Annotated in this window: 14 protein-coding genes; 4 read left to right on the top strand and 10 right to left on the bottom strand. The window is 52.6% G+C overall.

The annotated features are described in order from the left end of the window. The first annotated feature begins 55 nt into the window (after positions 1-55). Positions 56-553 carry a CBS domain-containing protein gene (locus IAG03_RS01300; protein WP_249317869.1) on the top strand — a complete coding sequence of 166 codons (498 nt, stop codon included), beginning with the start codon at positions 56-58 and terminating at the stop codon, positions 551-553. A 168-nt stretch (positions 554-721) separates the two neighbouring features. Here the strand turns inward: IAG03_RS01300 and aspS are convergent, their stop codons facing one another. The 10 genes from aspS to IAG03_RS01250 all read right to left on the bottom strand — a co-directional run bounded on the left by aspS (position 722) and on the right by IAG03_RS01250 (position 11,756). Beyond that, on the bottom strand, positions 722-2,512 hold the full coding sequence (aspS, locus tag IAG03_RS01295; RefSeq protein WP_249317868.1) for an aspartate--tRNA ligase: 1,791 nt from the start codon (positions 2,510-2,512) through the stop codon (positions 722-724). Between the two features lie 55 nt (positions 2,513-2,567). Further along, entirely contained in the window at positions 2,568-3,860 is a 1,293-nt protein-coding gene (gene hisS, locus IAG03_RS01290) for a histidine--tRNA ligase (protein ID WP_249317867.1), read from the bottom strand. Between the two features lie 233 nt (positions 3,861-4,093). After that, a complete protein-coding gene (locus IAG03_RS01285; protein ID WP_249317866.1) occupies positions 4,094-4,498 on the bottom strand; it encodes a methylglyoxal synthase in 405 nt (134 codons plus the stop codon). Positions 4,499-4,563: 65 nt separating this feature from the next. Beyond that, the gene (locus IAG03_RS01280) at positions 4,564-5,298 is read right to left on the bottom strand and encodes a nucleotide-binding protein (RefSeq protein ID WP_249317865.1); all 735 of its coding nucleotides are present in this window, start codon (positions 5,296-5,298) and stop codon (positions 4,564-4,566) included. Between the two features lie 152 nt (positions 5,299-5,450). Next, positions 5,451-7,598: a penicillin-binding transpeptidase domain-containing protein gene (locus tag IAG03_RS01275; protein ID WP_249317864.1), complete on the bottom strand. Its 2,148-nt coding sequence runs from the start codon at positions 7,596-7,598 to the stop codon at positions 5,451-5,453. A 30-nt stretch (positions 7,599-7,628) separates the two neighbouring features. Continuing rightward, positions 7,629-8,147 carry a rod shape-determining protein MreD gene (mreD, locus tag IAG03_RS01270; RefSeq protein WP_249317863.1) on the bottom strand — a complete coding sequence of 173 codons (519 nt, stop codon included), beginning with the start codon at positions 8,145-8,147 and terminating at the stop codon, positions 7,629-7,631. Then, positions 8,148-9,119 (bottom strand): rod shape-determining protein MreC, encoded by a 972-nt coding sequence (gene mreC, locus IAG03_RS01265; RefSeq protein WP_249317862.1) that lies wholly within the window; start codon positions 9,117-9,119, stop codon positions 8,148-8,150. Between the two features lie 167 nt (positions 9,120-9,286). Continuing rightward, positions 9,287-10,312, bottom strand: coding sequence for a rod shape-determining protein (locus tag IAG03_RS01260; protein WP_249317861.1), 1,026 nt, complete (start codon positions 10,310-10,312; stop codon positions 9,287-9,289). A 312-nt stretch (positions 10,313-10,624) separates the two neighbouring features. Next, positions 10,625-10,891, bottom strand: coding sequence for a DUF4321 domain-containing protein (locus IAG03_RS01255; RefSeq protein WP_249317860.1), 267 nt, complete (start codon positions 10,889-10,891; stop codon positions 10,625-10,627). A 358-nt stretch (positions 10,892-11,249) separates the two neighbouring features. Then, the gene (locus IAG03_RS01250) at positions 11,250-11,756 is read right to left on the bottom strand and encodes a cell division protein ZapA (protein ID WP_249317859.1); all 507 of its coding nucleotides are present in this window, start codon (positions 11,754-11,756) and stop codon (positions 11,250-11,252) included. Positions 11,757-12,066: 310 nt separating this feature from the next. Between IAG03_RS01250 and IAG03_RS01245 the strand changes: the two genes are divergently transcribed. From IAG03_RS01245 to IAG03_RS01235, 3 genes are all read left to right on the top strand, one after another. Further along, a complete protein-coding gene (locus tag IAG03_RS01245; RefSeq protein ID WP_249317858.1) occupies positions 12,067-14,484 on the top strand; it encodes a glycogen/starch/alpha-glucan phosphorylase in 2,418 nt (805 codons plus the stop codon). A gap of 148 nt (positions 14,485-14,632) precedes the next feature. Beyond that, positions 14,633-16,522: a glycoside hydrolase family 13 protein gene (locus IAG03_RS01240; protein WP_249317857.1), complete on the top strand. Its 1,890-nt coding sequence runs from the start codon at positions 14,633-14,635 to the stop codon at positions 16,520-16,522. A 144-nt stretch (positions 16,523-16,666) separates the two neighbouring features. Beyond that, positions 16,667-17,209 (top strand): stage V sporulation T C-terminal domain-containing protein, encoded by a 543-nt coding sequence (locus tag IAG03_RS01235; RefSeq protein ID WP_249317856.1) that lies wholly within the window; start codon positions 16,667-16,669, stop codon positions 17,207-17,209. The last annotated feature ends 100 nt before the right edge of the window (positions 17,210-17,309 follow it).

Below are 17,309 nucleotides of genomic sequence, written 5' to 3'. Positions count from 1 at the left end.
GCGATAGGCTTTCAGAACATACTAGAAGAAAATTCAGCTGCATGGAGGGGACAACATGAAGAAAGTAAAAGCATCGGATCTCATGAGCAAAGATCTGGTTTCAATTTTGCCGGGCAGCACAGTCAGCGAAGCTGCAGAGCTGATGCGCAAAAGCAATGTGGGTGTTTTGCCGGTCGTTTCAGCCGGGGTTCTCAAGGGAATGGTTACAGACCGCGATATGATTCTTCGCTGCATTGCGGGTGGAGAAGACCCCAGAAGCACGAAAGCACAGGATGTGATGACCACAAACATTGCCTATCTTTCGCCGGAACATTCCGTGCAGGATGTTCTGCATCTCATGGCCGCGGAACAGGTACACCGGGTTCCGGTAGTCGAGGACGGAATTCTGCAAGGTCTGATCAGTATGTCGGATATTGCGCGATATTGTGCGGAAAACGGGGGAGAAGACGCAATGGCTAAAACGGTGGAAGAAATCAGCGAGACACCGCGCTGGCAGGTCTATGGAGATCAGAAGCTCCGTGAGAAACGGGAGCGCGAAGCGCGAAAGTCATAAATTCCCCAAACCCAGGGAACCATACGAATTGCATTTTGAAATCAAAACGAAAAAAGAAAACCTGCATCTTGCTTAAACCCCAGAGGAGGCGGACAAACAAGATGCAGGCATTTTTTAAGTCAAACGGGTTCTCTTTTTTAACGAGCGGAGACTCCGGTTCTGCTTTTGTTATTCTTCAGAAGGCAGATCACAGGCAATATGCAGATCACGCAGCTGAACAGCGTCGACCGGTGCAGGGGCTTCCGACATCAAATCGCAGGAACTTGCAACCTTCGGGAAGGCAATGACATCGCGGATACTCGGGCGATCCAACATCAGCATGACCAGACGATCGAGACCAAACGCCAGACCGCAGTGCGGCGGTGCGCCGTACCGGAAAGCATCGATCAGGAAGCCAAACCGGCGCTGCGCCTCTTCGTCGGAGAATCCGAGTGCGCGGAACATCCGCTTTTGCAGCTCCGGATCGTTGATACGAACAGAGCCGCCGCCAGCCTCACAGCCGTTCAAAACGATATCATAGGCGACAGAACGCACTGCACCCGGATCGCTTTCCAGTTTATCAAGATCATCCGGATTGGGCATGGTGAACGGATGATGCTTTGCAACGTAGCGGTTTTCTTCTTCACTGTATTCGAACATCGGGAAATCGGTTACCCACAGCAGGCAGGGGCGGCTCCGGTCAATGAGATCATACCGCGCAGCAATTTCACAGCGCAGTGCGCCGAGTGCGTCAAAGACCACCGTCGGCTTTGCATCCGCAACCAACAGCAAAACGTCTCCCGGTTCTGCGCCCATTGCCGTGCGAACAGCGGCGACTTCCTCTTCGGAGAGGAACTTTTCAAAGGAAGAACTTTCTCCTTGCGCGGCAAGACGCGTCCAAGCGATGCCCTTAGCGCCGTAGGCGTGAATCCATTCCGTCAGCTTGTCAATTTCCTTTCGGGTCAGTTTGTCGGCAAGTCCTTTTGCGTTGATTCCGCGAACTGCACCGCCGCCGGCAAGGGCACCCTGGAAGACACGGAATTGGCAGCCGGAGAGCGTGTCGCTCAGATTTTGCAATTCCATGCCGAAACGGAGATCCGGCTTGTCCGAACCAAACCGTTCCATGGCTTCCTGCCAGGTCAGACGGCGGATTTTAGGCTCAATTTCAAGGCCAAAAACTTTTTTGTAAACATACCGAACCAGACCCTCGGCAATTCCCATGATATCCTCTTCATTCGCAAAGGACATCTCCAGATCGATCTGTGTAAATTCAGGCTGCCGGTCTGCGCGAAGGTCCTCGTCGCGATAGCACCGTGCAATCTGCATATAACGATCAAATCCGGAAAGCATGAGAAGCTGTTTATAGAGCTGCGGAGACTGCGGCAACGCAAAGAAACTTCCGGGGAACACCCGGGAAGGAACCAGATAGTCGCGTGCGCCTTCCGGTGTGGATTTAATCAGCGTCGGTGTTTCGATGTCGATAAATCCGTTTTCGTCCAGATAGTCCCGCACTGCTTTGACGATCTGGTGACGTCCGATGATTGCCTCCTGCATATCGGGACGCCGCAAATCGAGATAGCGGTATTTCAGACGCAAATCTTCTTTTACCCGCGAATTTTCCAGAATCTCAAACGGCGGGGTTTCGCTTTTTGCGAGAATTCGGAGCTCATCGACGGCAATTTCAATTTCTCCGGTCGGAATGTCCAGGTTTTTCGAAGAACGCTCCCGCACGACACCGCGTGCCGCAAGGACAAATTCTCCGCGGACAGAAAAGGCCTTGTCAAAAACAGCGCGGTCGGTGCTGTCATCAAAAGCAAGCTGTACAATTCCGGTCCGATCCCGAAGGTCCACAAAAATAAGTTGTCCAAGATCGCGCTGCCGCTGTACCCAGCCGCAGACGGTAACGGTTTCACCGATTTGTGCCGGTCGGAGCATTCCGCAATAATGGGTCCGTTTTAGTCCAGTCATCCGTTCAGCCATGTTCCTCGGTACAGGCGGTGCTGCCCGTACCCATCCCCCTTTTCTGTTGTTGATTTCATTTGATGAGGAAACCGTCTTTGGCGGAAACTGCCGCAAATTCAGCGGTAAAGCTGTCCCGCAGAGAGAGTTCCGTCTTTTCTCCGGTTTGCATGTTCTTCAGCGTTCCGCGTCCGGCGGCAATTTCGTCATCGCCGAGGACGAGCGTGAACTTTGCGCCGATTTTATCGGCATACTTCATCTGTGCTTTAAGGCTGCGTGCACACAGGTCGCATTCTGCCGGCACACCGCATTCCTGCAAACAATTTTTCAGACGAAACGCTTCTTGCGCAGCTGCCTCTCCAATAGAGGCGAGATACACTTCACAGCGCGGAGAAACCGGAACTTCAATGCCCTGTGCCTCCATGATGAGCAAAAGGCGTTCCAGCCCGATGGCAAATCCCAGTGCGGGCAAAGGCTTTCCGCCCATTTCTTCTACTAGGCCATTGTACCGACCGCCGCCGCAGACAGTGCTTTGTGCACCGAGATCGCAGGAGACAAACTCGAATACGGTGTTGGTGTAGTAATCCAGTCCGCGCACAATCGAAGGATTGACGGAGAAGTCCACGCCGGCAGCGCGGAGATACCGCTGTACGCCGTCGAAGTGGGCGCGGCAGTCGCCGCATAAATAATCGGTCATTTTTGGCGCATGCTTTGCAATTTCCGAGCAAACCGGACTTTTGCAGTCCAGAATCCGCATCGGATTGCGCTCTAGGCGCCCAAGACAGGTTTCACACAGGTTTTCTTTCTGTCCGCTAAAATAAGTTTTGAGCGCATCGTGGTAGACGGCCCGGCAGGCGGGGCAGCCGACCGAATTGATCTCCAGCGAGAGGTTTTGGATGCCTAGGCGGTCAAAGACCGATTTGGCGGTGCAAATAACTTCTGCATCGGAGACCGGCTCAGAAGAGCCGAACATTTCCACGCCGAATTGGTGGAATTCCCGCAGACGTCCGGCCTGCGGCTTTTCGTAGCGGTAGCAGGAGGTAATGTAATACAGCTTAACGGGAAGACCGTCGTTATAGAGCGCATGCTCCAGCATGGCGCGAACAGCGCCGGCGGTTCCTTCCGGACGCAGCGTGACCGAACGGCCGCCTTTGTCTGTGAAGGTGTACATTTCCTTCTGAACAATATCTGTTGTATCTCCGACGCTGCGCTGAAACAGCTCGGTGTGTTCAAATACCGGCGTACGGATTTCTTGAAATCCGCGCACAGAAGCCTCGCTGCGCAATGCGTGTTCAATCGCCTGCCAGCGGCCGCTTTGGCCGGGAAGAATATCCTGTGTGCCTTTCGGCCCGCGTGTCAGTAATGCCATACTGTGATCTCCTGCCTTTCGTGCGTCTCTGTGAAATCGTATTGATTCGCTGCAGATCCGTTCCTTACAAATCAATTTCATACAGCAAAAAAGAACCCGTTCCCTGACCCCTGAGCGCCTGAAACACAGGCAGACTCAGAAGCGACAGAGGACAGAGCTCTGTTTTTGGATCATGCAAGCATGCAGGCAAAGCCCATGGCCGGCCGGTGGCAGAATGCCAGGCAGCCGGGGGGTTAATATTTCGGGTTGAGAATGTTTCTCCAGTCAAGGTCGCCGCGCTCCAGACCGTGAATCAGCACTTCAGCCGTCGCAATGTTGGTTGCAACCGGAATGTTGTGCATATCACACAGGCGCAGCAAATTCATATCATTGGGCTCATGCGGTTTCGGATTGAGCGGATCCCGGAAAAAGAGCAGGAGATCCACCTCGTTGCAGGCAATGCGCGCGGCAATTTGCTGATCGCCGCCCTGCGAACCGCTTAAAAAGCGCTGTATTTTCAGCCCAGTTGCTTCAGAAACCATTTTTCCGGTCGTACCGGTACCGCAGAGGACATGCCGGCTCAGCACCCCACAATATGCGATGCAGAACTGAACCATCAATTCTTTTTTTGCATCATGGGCAATTAAGGCAATATTCATTCTGTACTCCTCCTTATCAACATTCAAACGAAACATGCGGTTTCGCTGTTCTCTAAAATTAAAAATTAAATCATCACCGGAATTGTCTCGCCGTCCATCCGCGCAGCCATTCGGTCAAACGCCATGGTTCCGGGAAGTCCGGGCAAGCAGGGACGGCCGTCCGCCGCCGCGCGCGACAGATTCACGTCCTCCGGAATGACCGCAATCAAACGGATTCCGGTTGCATCGATCACATCATCAAGGTCCCGGTAATATCCGGCCTTCAAAAAGGCATCCGGGGAAAACCGATTGATGACAAGCCGTCGGTTTTCAACGCCGAGTTCCCCAAGTAGCCGGTTTACCGTGCTGCCGCAGCGCAGACCGACCGGATCCGGATTGACAACCACCATCGCAGCATCCGCCGCACAGGCTGCTACACGAAAATCGGTGCCGACACCTGCCGGGGAATCGATTAAAATGTGATCGAAATAAGGGGCAATGGTAGAAATTAACCGGCGCATGGTTGTTTCCGAAAGCGCGTCCTCTGTTGTGGAAGCGGCCGGCAGAAGAAACAAGCCGGGAAATGGGGGGCACGGATAAACCGCACGCAGCGGTTCGCAGTTTCCGAACACAATGTCGGCAGAATCGAACACTAAAAGTTCATCTGCGCCCATCATGCGTTCCAGACCGCGCAGGCCGGTTTCCATATCCATCAGCAGAACGCGTTTTCCGCGTCTGGCCAATGCGCCGCCGAGTCCTGCTGTGACGGTAGACTTCCCAACGCCGCCTTTTCCGGATGTTATCACCGTTACTGCACCCATCCAATCTCCACCTCTTAAAAATAATAACACAAAAATATGGGGGCGTCAAAGTGTTTTCTGATAGTTTTACGTACAAAAAGATTCGATAAAATTATACAAATTGCATTCTCTTATTTAACAAATATAGAATCGCAGGGAAAGATTTTCCGGATTTAGTCCTCGTTCGGCTTCGAATCCGGCATGACGAGATCGCCGTTTTGATCAACGGTCTTTCCGTAAAAATAGGCGTCAAAGATATCCTCGGCAATGTTCATGCTGTAAGTACCTCTTGCGCCGTATTCCAGCACGACGGCAACGGCAATTTCGGGATCCTCATAAGGCGCAAAGGCGATAAAGGTGACGTTATCCGAATGTACGCCTTCGACAGTGGTTGCCGTACCGGTTTTGGCAGCAATTTTGACGCCATAATCGGAAAACCGAGCACCGGTGCCGCCGTCCGTCGTGACGAGAGACATCGCATATTTGACATCGTCGAGATAAGCCTGATCCACACCGAGTTCGGCCATCACTTCCGGTTCGGTTTGGGAGAGGACGGTTTCCCGCGTGTAGTCGGTCACTTTATCGACTAGGTGCGTTCGCAGGCGCACGCCGTTGTTGGCAATCGTTGCAGCGTAAGTTGCAAGCTGCAACGGTGTAAAGGAGTTATCGGACTGCCCGATGGCGGCCTGGACGGTGATACCGTCGGTCCAGTCTGCGTTGTGCACCTCTTTGTATTCGTCGGGGTTTGCAAGAATGCCGGTGCTTTCCGGCAGTTCAATTCCGGTTTTCTCTCCGAGTCCGAGCAGGCTGCAGTAAGGCGTCAGACTGCGGATTCCGAGCCGGTATCCGGTTTCGTAGAAGAAAATATTGCAGGATTTTTCAATCGCGGTAAATACGGTCGTGTCTCCGTGAACGCCGAGACAGCCCGGATGGTAATCTGCAAAGTCTTCATTATTGTACCGCCCGCTGCAATAAATTTCCGTTCCGGACGTAATGGCGCTTTCCTGCAGCGCAGCCAGCGCAACGGCGGGTTTGAAAATAGAACCGGGCGTATAGGTTCCCATCATGGCGCGGTTGAAGAGCGGGTTGCGCTTATCGTTCAGCACTTTTTCATAGTACGCCGCATCGCTGAGGCTCTTGTCGAGATCATAGGTCGGATAGGTGGAGGAAGCCAGCACAGCGAAATCCTTGACACGCAGCACGACAGCGGCGCCGGAAGTACAGTCCTCTCCGAACCCGACCGTCTCATCCGAACCGGCGGCAATGGCGGCTTCCTGCGCTTCTTTTCCTGCGCTTTGCGCGGCCTTGACATTTTTGGCGAGGGAGGCGTTTGCAACAGCCTGCAAATTGGAATCCAGCGTCAAATACACAGTGTTTCCTGCATTCGGCGCGATGGATTTCTCAGAGCTGTCAAGCAGATTGCCTTCGGCGTCCGTTTCCAGTACGATCTTTCCGTTTGTACCGCGAAGCTCCTCTTCGAGCGCGGCTTCAATGCCGGATTTTCCGATTTTGTCGTTGTAGGCGTAGCCCGCAATGTTTTCGGAAGAATACGTTTTGCCTTCTTCCTTCAGGGTGTCATATTCCTCTGCGGAGAGCAGTCCGGTCATCCCCACCAAGTGCGGCGCCAAGGTGCCGACACTGTATTCGCGCGTGGTGGAAACTTCAATGGAAACGCCGGAAATGCCGCTGATATACTCGCTGATGACCGTCACCGCATCGATCGGGAGATCTTCAGCAAAGGTATAGGGATAACTGGCGCTGAACTGAGAACGCTGCATATTGTAGCGCACAGAGGCGATTTTGAGTGCGTCCTCATCGGAGTATCCGGTGATATTGTAAAAATCCCCGCTGCACATCGCGTTTACGCAGTCTTCCGCGGTGGCATATTCATTCATGCGCAGCATGGAAGCGCTTTTCATGTAGTCGATTTCTGTCTCGCTGTCTTCCTTGAACTGATAGTTTCCGGAAGCGTCGATCTGGATGGGCAAGCGATCAACCCATTTCGCGTTGCAGGCTTCCGTCAGCGCAATCAGCGCATGAATGGTTTCGTTCATGGTGGCGCGTTTGAATTCGAGCGAGTTGAAAAGCAGATTGTAGGTAGTACGGTTGGTTGCGAGCGGGTTGCCGTCTTTGTCGAGAATTTCTCCGCGCGCAGCGGTTTTTACCACAAAAGAAGACGAGGTTTCTTCGGACTCTTTGAGGAAGTCAGCCCCTTCAATCAATTGCCACTGTGCAAGCCGAAATGCAAAAACACCGAAAATCAGAACCAGAAAAAGGCCGCAGAGAAGCTGACGGCTGACGGCAGGATGTTCTTTTTTCAATCGTGAGGCACCTCCTCGGAAAAACGGAACTTATTTGCCCGGAGCCCGAATCGAGCGGGCAAACAGGCGGTTGAGAAGATAGAGAATCGGAACAAACAGATAGGTATAAACGAAGCGGGGCAGATAATGATGCAGGAAGGCGTAGCCCGGCGCAGAAAAGCCGGCGGACAAATAGAAAAATGCCCACTGCAGAACAATCATCAGACCCACACAGATGAGCCCTGCGAGCAGCATGGTCAGAAGATTCGCCTGAATGAGTTCCCGGCACATCGCGGCAAGAACATAACAGATGATGGCCAGGAAAAGCGCGTGAAACCCGAGCGCACCGCCTGCTGCAAAGTCGATGAGCAGTCCGCCGAAAATCCCGAAGGCCATGGAGGAAACCGGCGGCTCATACATGGAGATGGCGAGGACCGCCGGAATGACAATGACCGGGCGTGCGCCGAAAATTTCCGGAAAAAGGCCGGGCGTTTGCTGAAGCATGGAAAGAACCAGCAGTTCCAGCACATAAGCGAGATAGCGGACTACCTGATAACGAAGACCTCTCATTTATTCGCCCTCCGGATCCTGAGAAGAACCGTCCGGATCCGAAGCGTCCGGCTGAGAAGAGGTGCTGTCTCCGGTTTTCGTTTTTTTAGCGGAATCGGCGCCTTCGGATGAGGCGGAGTCGGTGGTGACGGAGATTTCACCCTTGCCGTAGAAATCGGTGACGACAAAAACGTCCATCACATTTTTCACGTCCACATACGGCTGCACCAGCGCATATTTGGAGACATCGTACTCCTCGTGCCCCAGTTCGGTCACGCTGCCGATCAAGAGATCTTTCGGGAAAAGGCCGGAAAGACCGGTGGTGGTGATAATATCGCCGGGTTCGATTTTGGTGTTGGCATCCAAAAAGCCGAGCTTTACCAGGCCTTCATCGGCGAGACGAAGTTCGCAGCTGATGACGCCGCTTTCCCGGCGCTGTTTGGCGGCGGCGCCAATCTGGGTGTTTTCAGAGAGAATGGTCGTCACCTTACTGGTTGTCGCATAAGCCTGTGATACCCAGCCGACAAGACCGTCGCCGGTAATTACGGGATCATTTTGGGAGACACCGTCCAGATAGCCGATGTCGATCGAGAAGCTGTAAAAAACATCGTTTGGGTCGCGTCCGATTACAGAGGCAGACACCAGCTGGAAGTCTGCATTTTTTTCTTTGATTCCGAGAATCGATTCGTATTGCGCGACTTTTCGCTGGCAATCATAATAATCGACAAGCTGTTTCCGGTATTCCTGGTTTTCCTCTTCCAATGCGGCAATTTTTTCTTTGAGCGCTTCCGGGTCGTCGGTCAGCGGTTCCAGCGCGCTGGCGGCGTTCTCCTTTGCGGAGGTGCTGACAGACTGCATCGGGGAAGAGACAAAATTGATCAGATTGGCAATTAAGGAGTTCCCCACGCTTTGGGTATAGATCAGGACGCCCAGCAAAATGACAACCGCGCCCAGTAAAATTTTAAATCCGGTGGACCGGAAAAAATTTTTCATACCACACCTCCTTGAAAGTACGCGAGTTTCCGTTGTATTTGTGCGCAAAAGCAGCCGGATCGTGCGTTGCCGCACAGATTGCCGCTGTGTATGCGCTTCCCATAAAAGTTGTGATGGAAATGAAATGTGCGGAGAGCCGCAGCCCTCCGCGCATTGCGGTCGACCTTTTATTTCCGGCGTCCTTTGTAATATTCGGACGGCATAGAGATTTCAAGCCGCTTTCCGGTACCGTCGACCACGCAGTCGAGAGGGTTTTCCGCAACATGCACCGGCATCCCGGTCTCCTGTGCCATCAGCATGTCCAGCCCGCTGAGCAGCGCGCCGCCGCCGGTCAGCATGATTCCATGGTCGATAATATCTGCCGCCAACTCCGGCGGGGTCTTTTCAAGGGTGTTTTTAACCGCGTCAATGATCGTCATCAGCGGATCGGCAAGCGCCTCCCGGATTTCCGGTGTCGAGAGTGTAACATTCTTCGGCAGGCCGTCAAGCAGGTTGCGTCCCTTTACTTCGATCATCGCATTTTCGAGTCCGTCGACCGGATACGCCGATCCAATCCGGATTTTGATATCCTCAGCCGTGCGCTCTCCGATCAGGAGATTGTATTTTTTGCGGATGTAGGAGACAATCGCCTCGTCAAATTTATCGCCGGCCACCCGTACGGAACAGGAGGTCACAATGTCGCCGAGCGAGATGACGGCAACTTCTGAGGTGCCGCCGCCGATATCGACAACCATGCTGCCGGTCGGTTCCGCGACAGGCAATCCTGCGCCGATTGCAGCAGCCATCGGTTCTTCAATCAGTTCAACATTTGAGGAGCCGGCCTGACGCGCAGCATCCTCAACCGCGCGGCGCTCGACTTCCGTAACGCCGGACGGAATGCAGACAACAATCCGCGGACGGCCAAAACCGTTTCCGGATTTGGTTGCTTTCCGGATAAAGTGTTTGAGCATGGTTGCGGTGATGTCAAAGTCCGCAATCACGCCGTCTTTCAAAGGCCGGACCGCGACGATGGAGCCGGGTGTACGGCCGATCATTTCCTTTGCTTTGGTGCCGACGGCCAGAACGGTGTCCGTCCGGACGTCTACAGCAACAACAGAAGGCTCACGCATGACAATGCCTTTGCCTTTCATAAATACCAGGGTGTTGGCGGTTCCAAGATCAATTCCGATATCTTTTGCAAACGAAAACAACATGGACTTTTCTCCTTCCAAAATGACGCATCGAAACAACGTTTTATGCGGCTATCAGAAATCCACAGAGGCGTCTGGTCATCTGCGGACTGAGATCGCTTTATACACAGGCGGGCACAGTGCGCCATCATCTGCTGCTGCACTTTTTCACGGGGCAATTTTTGAAAATTAACCCGCAAGGCCTGTACACCTCATTATACTGCGGAACCAGCATTTTCTCAATAGCCTTTTCCCGGTGACATAATTTTTTTACAAATTATAGGAGAGAGCTCCTGTGCCGGAACAGGGATTTTAGTAAAAGCGACAATCGGGCGATCAGTCCCGAATCCGAATGCAGCAGTAGACCAAAATGGCAACGAGCAGCAAAATGGCCTGCGCAACATTGATGTTGACGGTTAATCCGAACGTCAGCTGCATGACAGCCAGATCCACGGTAGCCGGCTGTAGGCCGAAAGTAGCCGAGAGAGCTAGCCAGGACAGCCCGCTGATAGTTGCGCAGACATTGCCGATGATCATCCCAAGGACGACTGCAAGCAGGAGCAGAATAATGAGCAGCAACGTTTTAATGAGTTTTCTCTTCATGAATATTGACCTCTTTTTTTCAATCTATGCAAGTGGAAAGGATTGTTGAAAACTTTATTTTTTCGCATGCCAGCAAGCTTTTTTCAAGCGATGCCCACCGGCTTGTATGGGCATTTTGGCGAAAAAGTGTGGATAAATTATGTTAAATTGTGTCATTTTGTGCCATTTATGCGTGATTTCAGCCGAAAAATAGGGAAATAAAAGTTTTTAAACTGTTTTCAACAAAAATGCGCCGGTTTTCAACAAAGCGGTTTTTTATCCGTTTTGTGCTGGAAACACAGCGCGTTAGCGGTTTGACGCCTGAAATCCATTTGATAAGCAGCGGAAAGATTCCACAAGCTTTTCAACAGAAGGATGGTTACTCGTCTTTCTTTTCAAAAAAGCTGACGAAGCTTTCCTGTTCCGGCAAAACATCGACCAGGGACGGCTTGACATAATTTCCGGAAGGCATGGGTGCAGGCGCAGCGGCTTCCGGAGCAGATGGGGCGTCGTCTCCGTTTTCGGCATTGGGAACCGCACCGCCGGAAAGACGGGAACGCAGAACCTTGATTTCCTTTTTCATGCGTTCAATTTCCCGGCGCGCTTCATCTGCTTCCAGACGGGCGCGGGAGGCATCTTCCAGATAATTCTTAATCTGAGAGCGCAGATTATCCGCCGACTGTACCGCGCGGCGCATGTCGTCATAATAGCTTAAAGCGGTTACAATAGCAGCCAGCGTGATAGAAGCGCGGCTGTTCTGTTCAATGATTCCGTTGATCGCTTGCTCCACAACTTTCGCGGCTTCGCGGACATCTTCTTCCCGTTCATCTGTGGCGACGACGCAATCGAGTCCGCATATATTCAGTTTTACTTTTTGTTTTCCCATTTTTAACACTCCTTGTTTCTGTGTTTGCACGCCAATGTGCGTACGTTGTTTTTTTATAAACCGGCCGTATGGAACCGGAAAGAAAGTCTAAGAATAGTATACGCGATTCCGAGAAAATAGGAAAGAACTTTTTGCATTTTATACGGAATTTTGCAAGTCTTTTTCGATTCTTGTCGGAAACACAGAACCTGGGCCGTTTTCTTGTAAACCGCAGAACTTTGTTATATAATATGGTATTATCCGCAAAAAGACGAGTACCAATATTCGCAGTGTGCTTCTTTAAAGACGCGGATAGTAAGGAGGCCTTTTTATGAATTATAAGCTGACAGCTGCTCAAATTCAAGATCAGATCAAGGAAAATCTGTCGCATCACTTCGGAATCGGACCGGAAGCTGCGACGGATGAGCAATTTTATAAGGCGACTGCCGGAATGGTGCGGGATCTTCTCGTCCGAGAGCGCAACGAATTTTTTGAACGTGCAGGGCGCACGGGAACTAAGATGGTCTACTATCTCTGCATGGAGTTTTTGCCGGGTCGTTCCCTGCGGAACAGCCTTTATAATCTCGGACTGGAGACGCCGTTCCGGGAAGCGCTCTCCGCGCTCGGGGTAAACCTTGAGTCGCTCTATGAGCAGGAAGTAGATGCGGGACTTGGAAACGGCGGACTGGGCCGTCTTGCATCCTGTTTCCTCGATAGCCTTGCATCGATGGGTTATCCGGCAATGGGATATTCGCTGCGGTATGAATACGGAATTTTCCGTCAGAAGCTGGTTGACGGCTGGCAGACGGAATTGCCGGATTTCTGGCTGCCCAGCGGCCGGATCTGGATGCAGGAGATTCCGGAATCCTCTGTGGAAGTGCATTTTGACGGACACGTTGAAGAGCATTGGGATCAGCAGTACCATACGGTCGTACACAAGGATTACACCAGCGTGACGGCGGTCCCGTATGACATGTTTGTTTCCGGCAAGGATGGGCGCGGTGTCAGCGTGCTGCGCGTCTGGAAGGCGCAGTCCTCGGAATTTGATATGAAACAGTTTAACGGCGGAAATTACATGCGCGCTGTGGAACAGGGGGCAATGGCCGATATTATCACAAAGGTGCTGTATCCGGAAGATAATCACCTGGAAGGCAAGAGCCTGCGTCTGACGCAGCAGTACTTTCTGGTGTCTGCGACGATTCAGGACATCATCCGGCGCCATCTTTATTCGCACTCTACACTGGACGATCTGCCCGCCTGTGCGGCAATTCATCTGAACGAAACGCATCCGGTTCTGGCAGTGCCGGAAATGATGCGGATTATGCTGGATGAATGCGGGTATACCTGGGAGGCTGCCTGGGATATTGTGACGCGTGTTTTTGCCTATACAAACCATACGATCATGGCGGAAGCGCTGGAGTGCTGGAGCGAAGATCTCTTTAAGCTGCGGTTGCCGCGGATTTATCAGATTGTAGAAGAAATCAACCGCCGTTTTTGCGCGGAGATGCATGCCCGCGGGGTGGACGGCTATAAGGTCGGAAGAATGGCGCCGCTCAACGATGGATATGTAAAAATGGCAAACCTCGCAATCGTCAGCAGCCATTCGGTCAACGGCGTTTCCCGTCTGCACAGCGAAATTCTAAAGGATTCGCTGTTCCACGATTTCTATACGGAAATGCCTGAAAAATTCCAGAACGTCACGAACGGAATTGCGCACCGGCGCTGGCTCTGCCAGGCAAACCCGGCGCTCTCGGATTTGCTGGATTCCCTGATTGGAAACGGCTATGCAACCGACGCCCGGCAGCTGGAAAAACTGCTGGCCTATCAGGATGATACCGACGTGCTCAAGCAGATGCTGGAAATTAAACATGAAAACAAGGTCGATTTTTCCAACTGGGTCAAGCGCACCACCGGCGTGTCTGTAGATCCGGATTCGATCTTTGACGTCCAGGCAAAGCGCATGCATGAGTATAAGCGGCAGCACCTCAACGCGCTGCACATTCTTTCGCTATATCAGCAGCTCCGGGAAAATCCGAATATGGACTTTACGCCGCATACGTACTTTTTCTGTGCCAAAGCGGCGCCGGGGTATTATTTTGCAAAGCAGATGATCCGGTTTATCGCGGCGCTTGCAAAAACCATCAACAATGATCCGCGCGTGAACCAGAAGCTCAAGGTGCTGTTCCTTGAAAATTACAGTGTTACCATGGCTGAACACATCATGCCGGCGGCAGAAATCAGCGAACAGATTTCTCTTGCAGGCACAGAGGCTTCCGGCACCGGCAACATGAAATTTATGATCAATTCTGCAGTGACGCTCGGCACGCTGGATGGCGCAAATGTGGAGATCCACGAAGCGGTCGGCGACGAGAATATGATTTTGTTCGGCATGACAACCCCGCAGGTGGCAGAGCTCAAGACGACCGGATATCATCCGAATGTCATTTTGCAGAACAACCCGGTTGCCCGTGCGGCAGTTGAGGAAATCCGCAGCGGCTTTGCCGGAATCGATTTCCGCGACTTGGTGGATTCTCTGACCAATGTGGACCCGTATATGGTTCTGGCCGATTTTGACGCATATGCGCAGGCACAGAAGAAAGCGGTAGCGCTCTATAATGACCGCTTGCACTGGATGAAGATGGGTCTTATCAATACGGCAATGGCTGGCCGGTTTGCGGCAGACCGCGCAATCCGGGAGTATGCCGAAAATATTTGGGGTGCTTCGCCGGTTCCGGAGCAGAATTCGTAAAAACAAAATGCCGGAAAATGCCGGAACTGAAAGGAGCGGGGTGCGCTTTCCTATGCATGGGCAATAGGAGGCACTCCGCTCTTTTGTGAAATTCGAAGAACAGCAAACGGAAGTTTAAAAATTTAGCAGAGAGGCAGGCGAGCGTGCTGTGCAGCCGATTTTTATTTGTAAAGCAAAAGAGAATTCGGTGTTTTGTTCACGCGATCCGGTGTACCGCAATCCGGTAGGCGCCGTTGTGCCGGGCACGAAAGTGCATTTTAAAATAACCGTTGAACGCGAAAAACATTGCTCTGCGGTACGGCTGGTGCTCAGCCAGGGCGCCGGAACATGTTTGGTTTTGGGACTGTTTTGGTGCGGGATGAACGGATACGACCGAGAGTGGTGGGAGTGCGATTTCGTGCCGAGTCAGCCGGGCTTGTGGTTTTATCATTTTGAGATGGATACAGCTGACGGGAGAATTCCGCTCGGCCGGTCAAACGGCGGAGAAGCAGCGTTTGGCAGCACAGAGGACTGGCAGATCACCGTATACAGCAAGGCTTTTGAGACGCCGGATTGGCTGGCAGGCGGTATTTTATATCAGATTTTTCCCGATCGGTTTTTTTGCTCCGGAACACCGAAGCGCCATGTGCCGCAGGATCGGCGGCTGCATGCATCCTGGGAAGAACAGCCGCAGTGGCAGCCGGATGCCGATGGGGAAATTACCAATCAGGACTATTTTGGCGGCGATTTAAAGGGGATTGAAGAAAAACTGCCCTATTTGCAATCGCTTGGCGTGACCAGTATTTATCTCAACCCGATCTTTGAGGCGCATTCCAACCATCGGTACAACACGGCCGACTATTCGAAGATTGATCCGATGCTTGGAACAGAAGCAGATTTTCGGGCGCTCTGCGCCGCAGCAAAGCAGAAGGAAATCCGGATTCTGCTCGACGGGGTGTTCAGTCATACGGGCAGTGACAGCATCTATTTTAACCGGAATGGGCGGTATGGAGACGGCGGCGCTTACCGTCAGGCGGATTCTCCGTACCGGAGTTGGTATTCGTTTTCACACTGGCCGGATCGGTACGATTGTTGGTGGGGCTTTTTGACGCTGCCCAATACGCAGAAGACGGATCCGGGATTCTGCAATTATATCAACGGAGAATCGGGCATTGTCCGGAAATGGCTTGCAGCGGGTGCATCCGGCTGGCGGCTGGATGTTGCGGATGAATTGCCGGATCCCTTCTTGCAGGCGCTTCGCACTGCGGCAAAGGCAGAAGCATCGGATGCGCTTGTGCTTGGCGAAGTATGGGAGGACGCGTCCAATAAATGCGCGTATGGAAAACGCCGGCGGTATCTGTTGGGCGATCAGCTGGACAGCGTGATGAACTATCCGTTTCGGGATGCGGTGCTGGGCTTTGTCTCCGGCCGGGACGCGGCGCAGATGTTGGAAACAATCATGCGGATTTTGGAGCATTATCCGCCGCAGGTGGTTCGGGTTTTAATGAACCATATCGGAACTCACGATACGGAACGCGCACTCACGGTGCTTGCCGGAGAACCGGCGGGGAATCGGGGGAGAGCGTGGCAAAGTGCGCAAAAGCTGTCTGATGAGACGAGAAAAGCCGGCCTGCGCAAAATGCGTCTGGCTTCGCTCATGCAGTATACCCTGCCGGGCGTGCCCTGTATCTATTACGGAGATGAAGCCGGAATGGAAGGCTACCGCGACCCGTTTAATCGAGGAACCTATCCATGGGGGCAGGAAGAGCAGCCGCTTTTGGACTGGTACCGCACCCTTGGCGCTTTACGGCGAGAAAATCCGGTCTTCCGGGAAGGCAGTTTTCAGCCTGTTTTTGCGGCGGGAAATACGATGGCATATTGCCGGACAGACGGTGTGCATGAAGTGCTGATTGCACTTCATGCAGCGGACTGCGAAGCGAAGATTCCGGTGCCGGCTTGCTGGGAAACGTCTCAGGTAAAGCTCGGAAGCCTTCCGGAAAATGGAATGCTTTCCTTGCCGCCGCAAGGCTATGCCTGGCTGGAACGGCGGGCGGAATAATTTTGGGCTCGCTTTTTGCCGAATTTGCGGATCGCTGTTCGGATGACCTGGAAAAAACGCTTCCAGAAATCGCATAAATCGGAAACTCCTGTAAACAATAAAAACGGCAAACGAAACGCAGAAAAAGAAGATAGGAGCCTGCATATGAAAGCCACAGGAATTGTCCGAAGAATAGATGATCTCGGAAGAGTTGTCATCCCCAAAGAAATCCGCCGCACCCTTCGTATCCGCGAGGGCGACCCGTTGGAGATTTATACCGATTCGCAGGGCGGGGTGATTTTTCGCAAGTATTCCCCGGTAGGGGAGCTCTCCACGTTTGCCGCGCAGTATGCGGATGTACTGAATAAAACGGCGAATACGCCCACGCTGGTCTGTGACTGCGATCATGTTGTTGCAGCGTCCGGGGTGTCAAGAAAGGAATATTTGGAACGCAGGGTTTCCTCAGAACTGGAAGCCTGTATGAAATCCAGGCGTCCGTTTATCGAAGAGAAAGGCGCGTCTGCACTGCGCCCGGTTGAAGGTCTGAACCGCGCGGCAAGCGTCATTTGCCCGATTCTGGCATCCAGCGATGTGACCGGGGCAGTCGTGATGCTTGCGCCGGAGGAGATGCCGGGCGTACCGGGCGAAGCGGAAATCAAGCTGGCGCAAGCGGCTGCAGCTTTTCTAGGAAAGCAGATGGAAGACTGATCCGGCAAAAACGCTGTGTTTTTTAGAAAGTACGCATGTTTTTACGGAAAATGCTTGCAATTGCAGATGCGTTGTGATAAACTAATTAAAAGTGAAAGCT

It is taken from the genome of Yeguia hominis (genome assembly GCF_014384705.1).
Classification (GTDB): Bacteria; Bacillota; Clostridia; order Oscillospirales; family Acutalibacteraceae; genus Yeguia; species Yeguia hominis.
The sequence above is the reverse complement of the archived record's forward strand: the minus strand, read 5'-3'. Positions and strand labels throughout refer to the sequence as shown.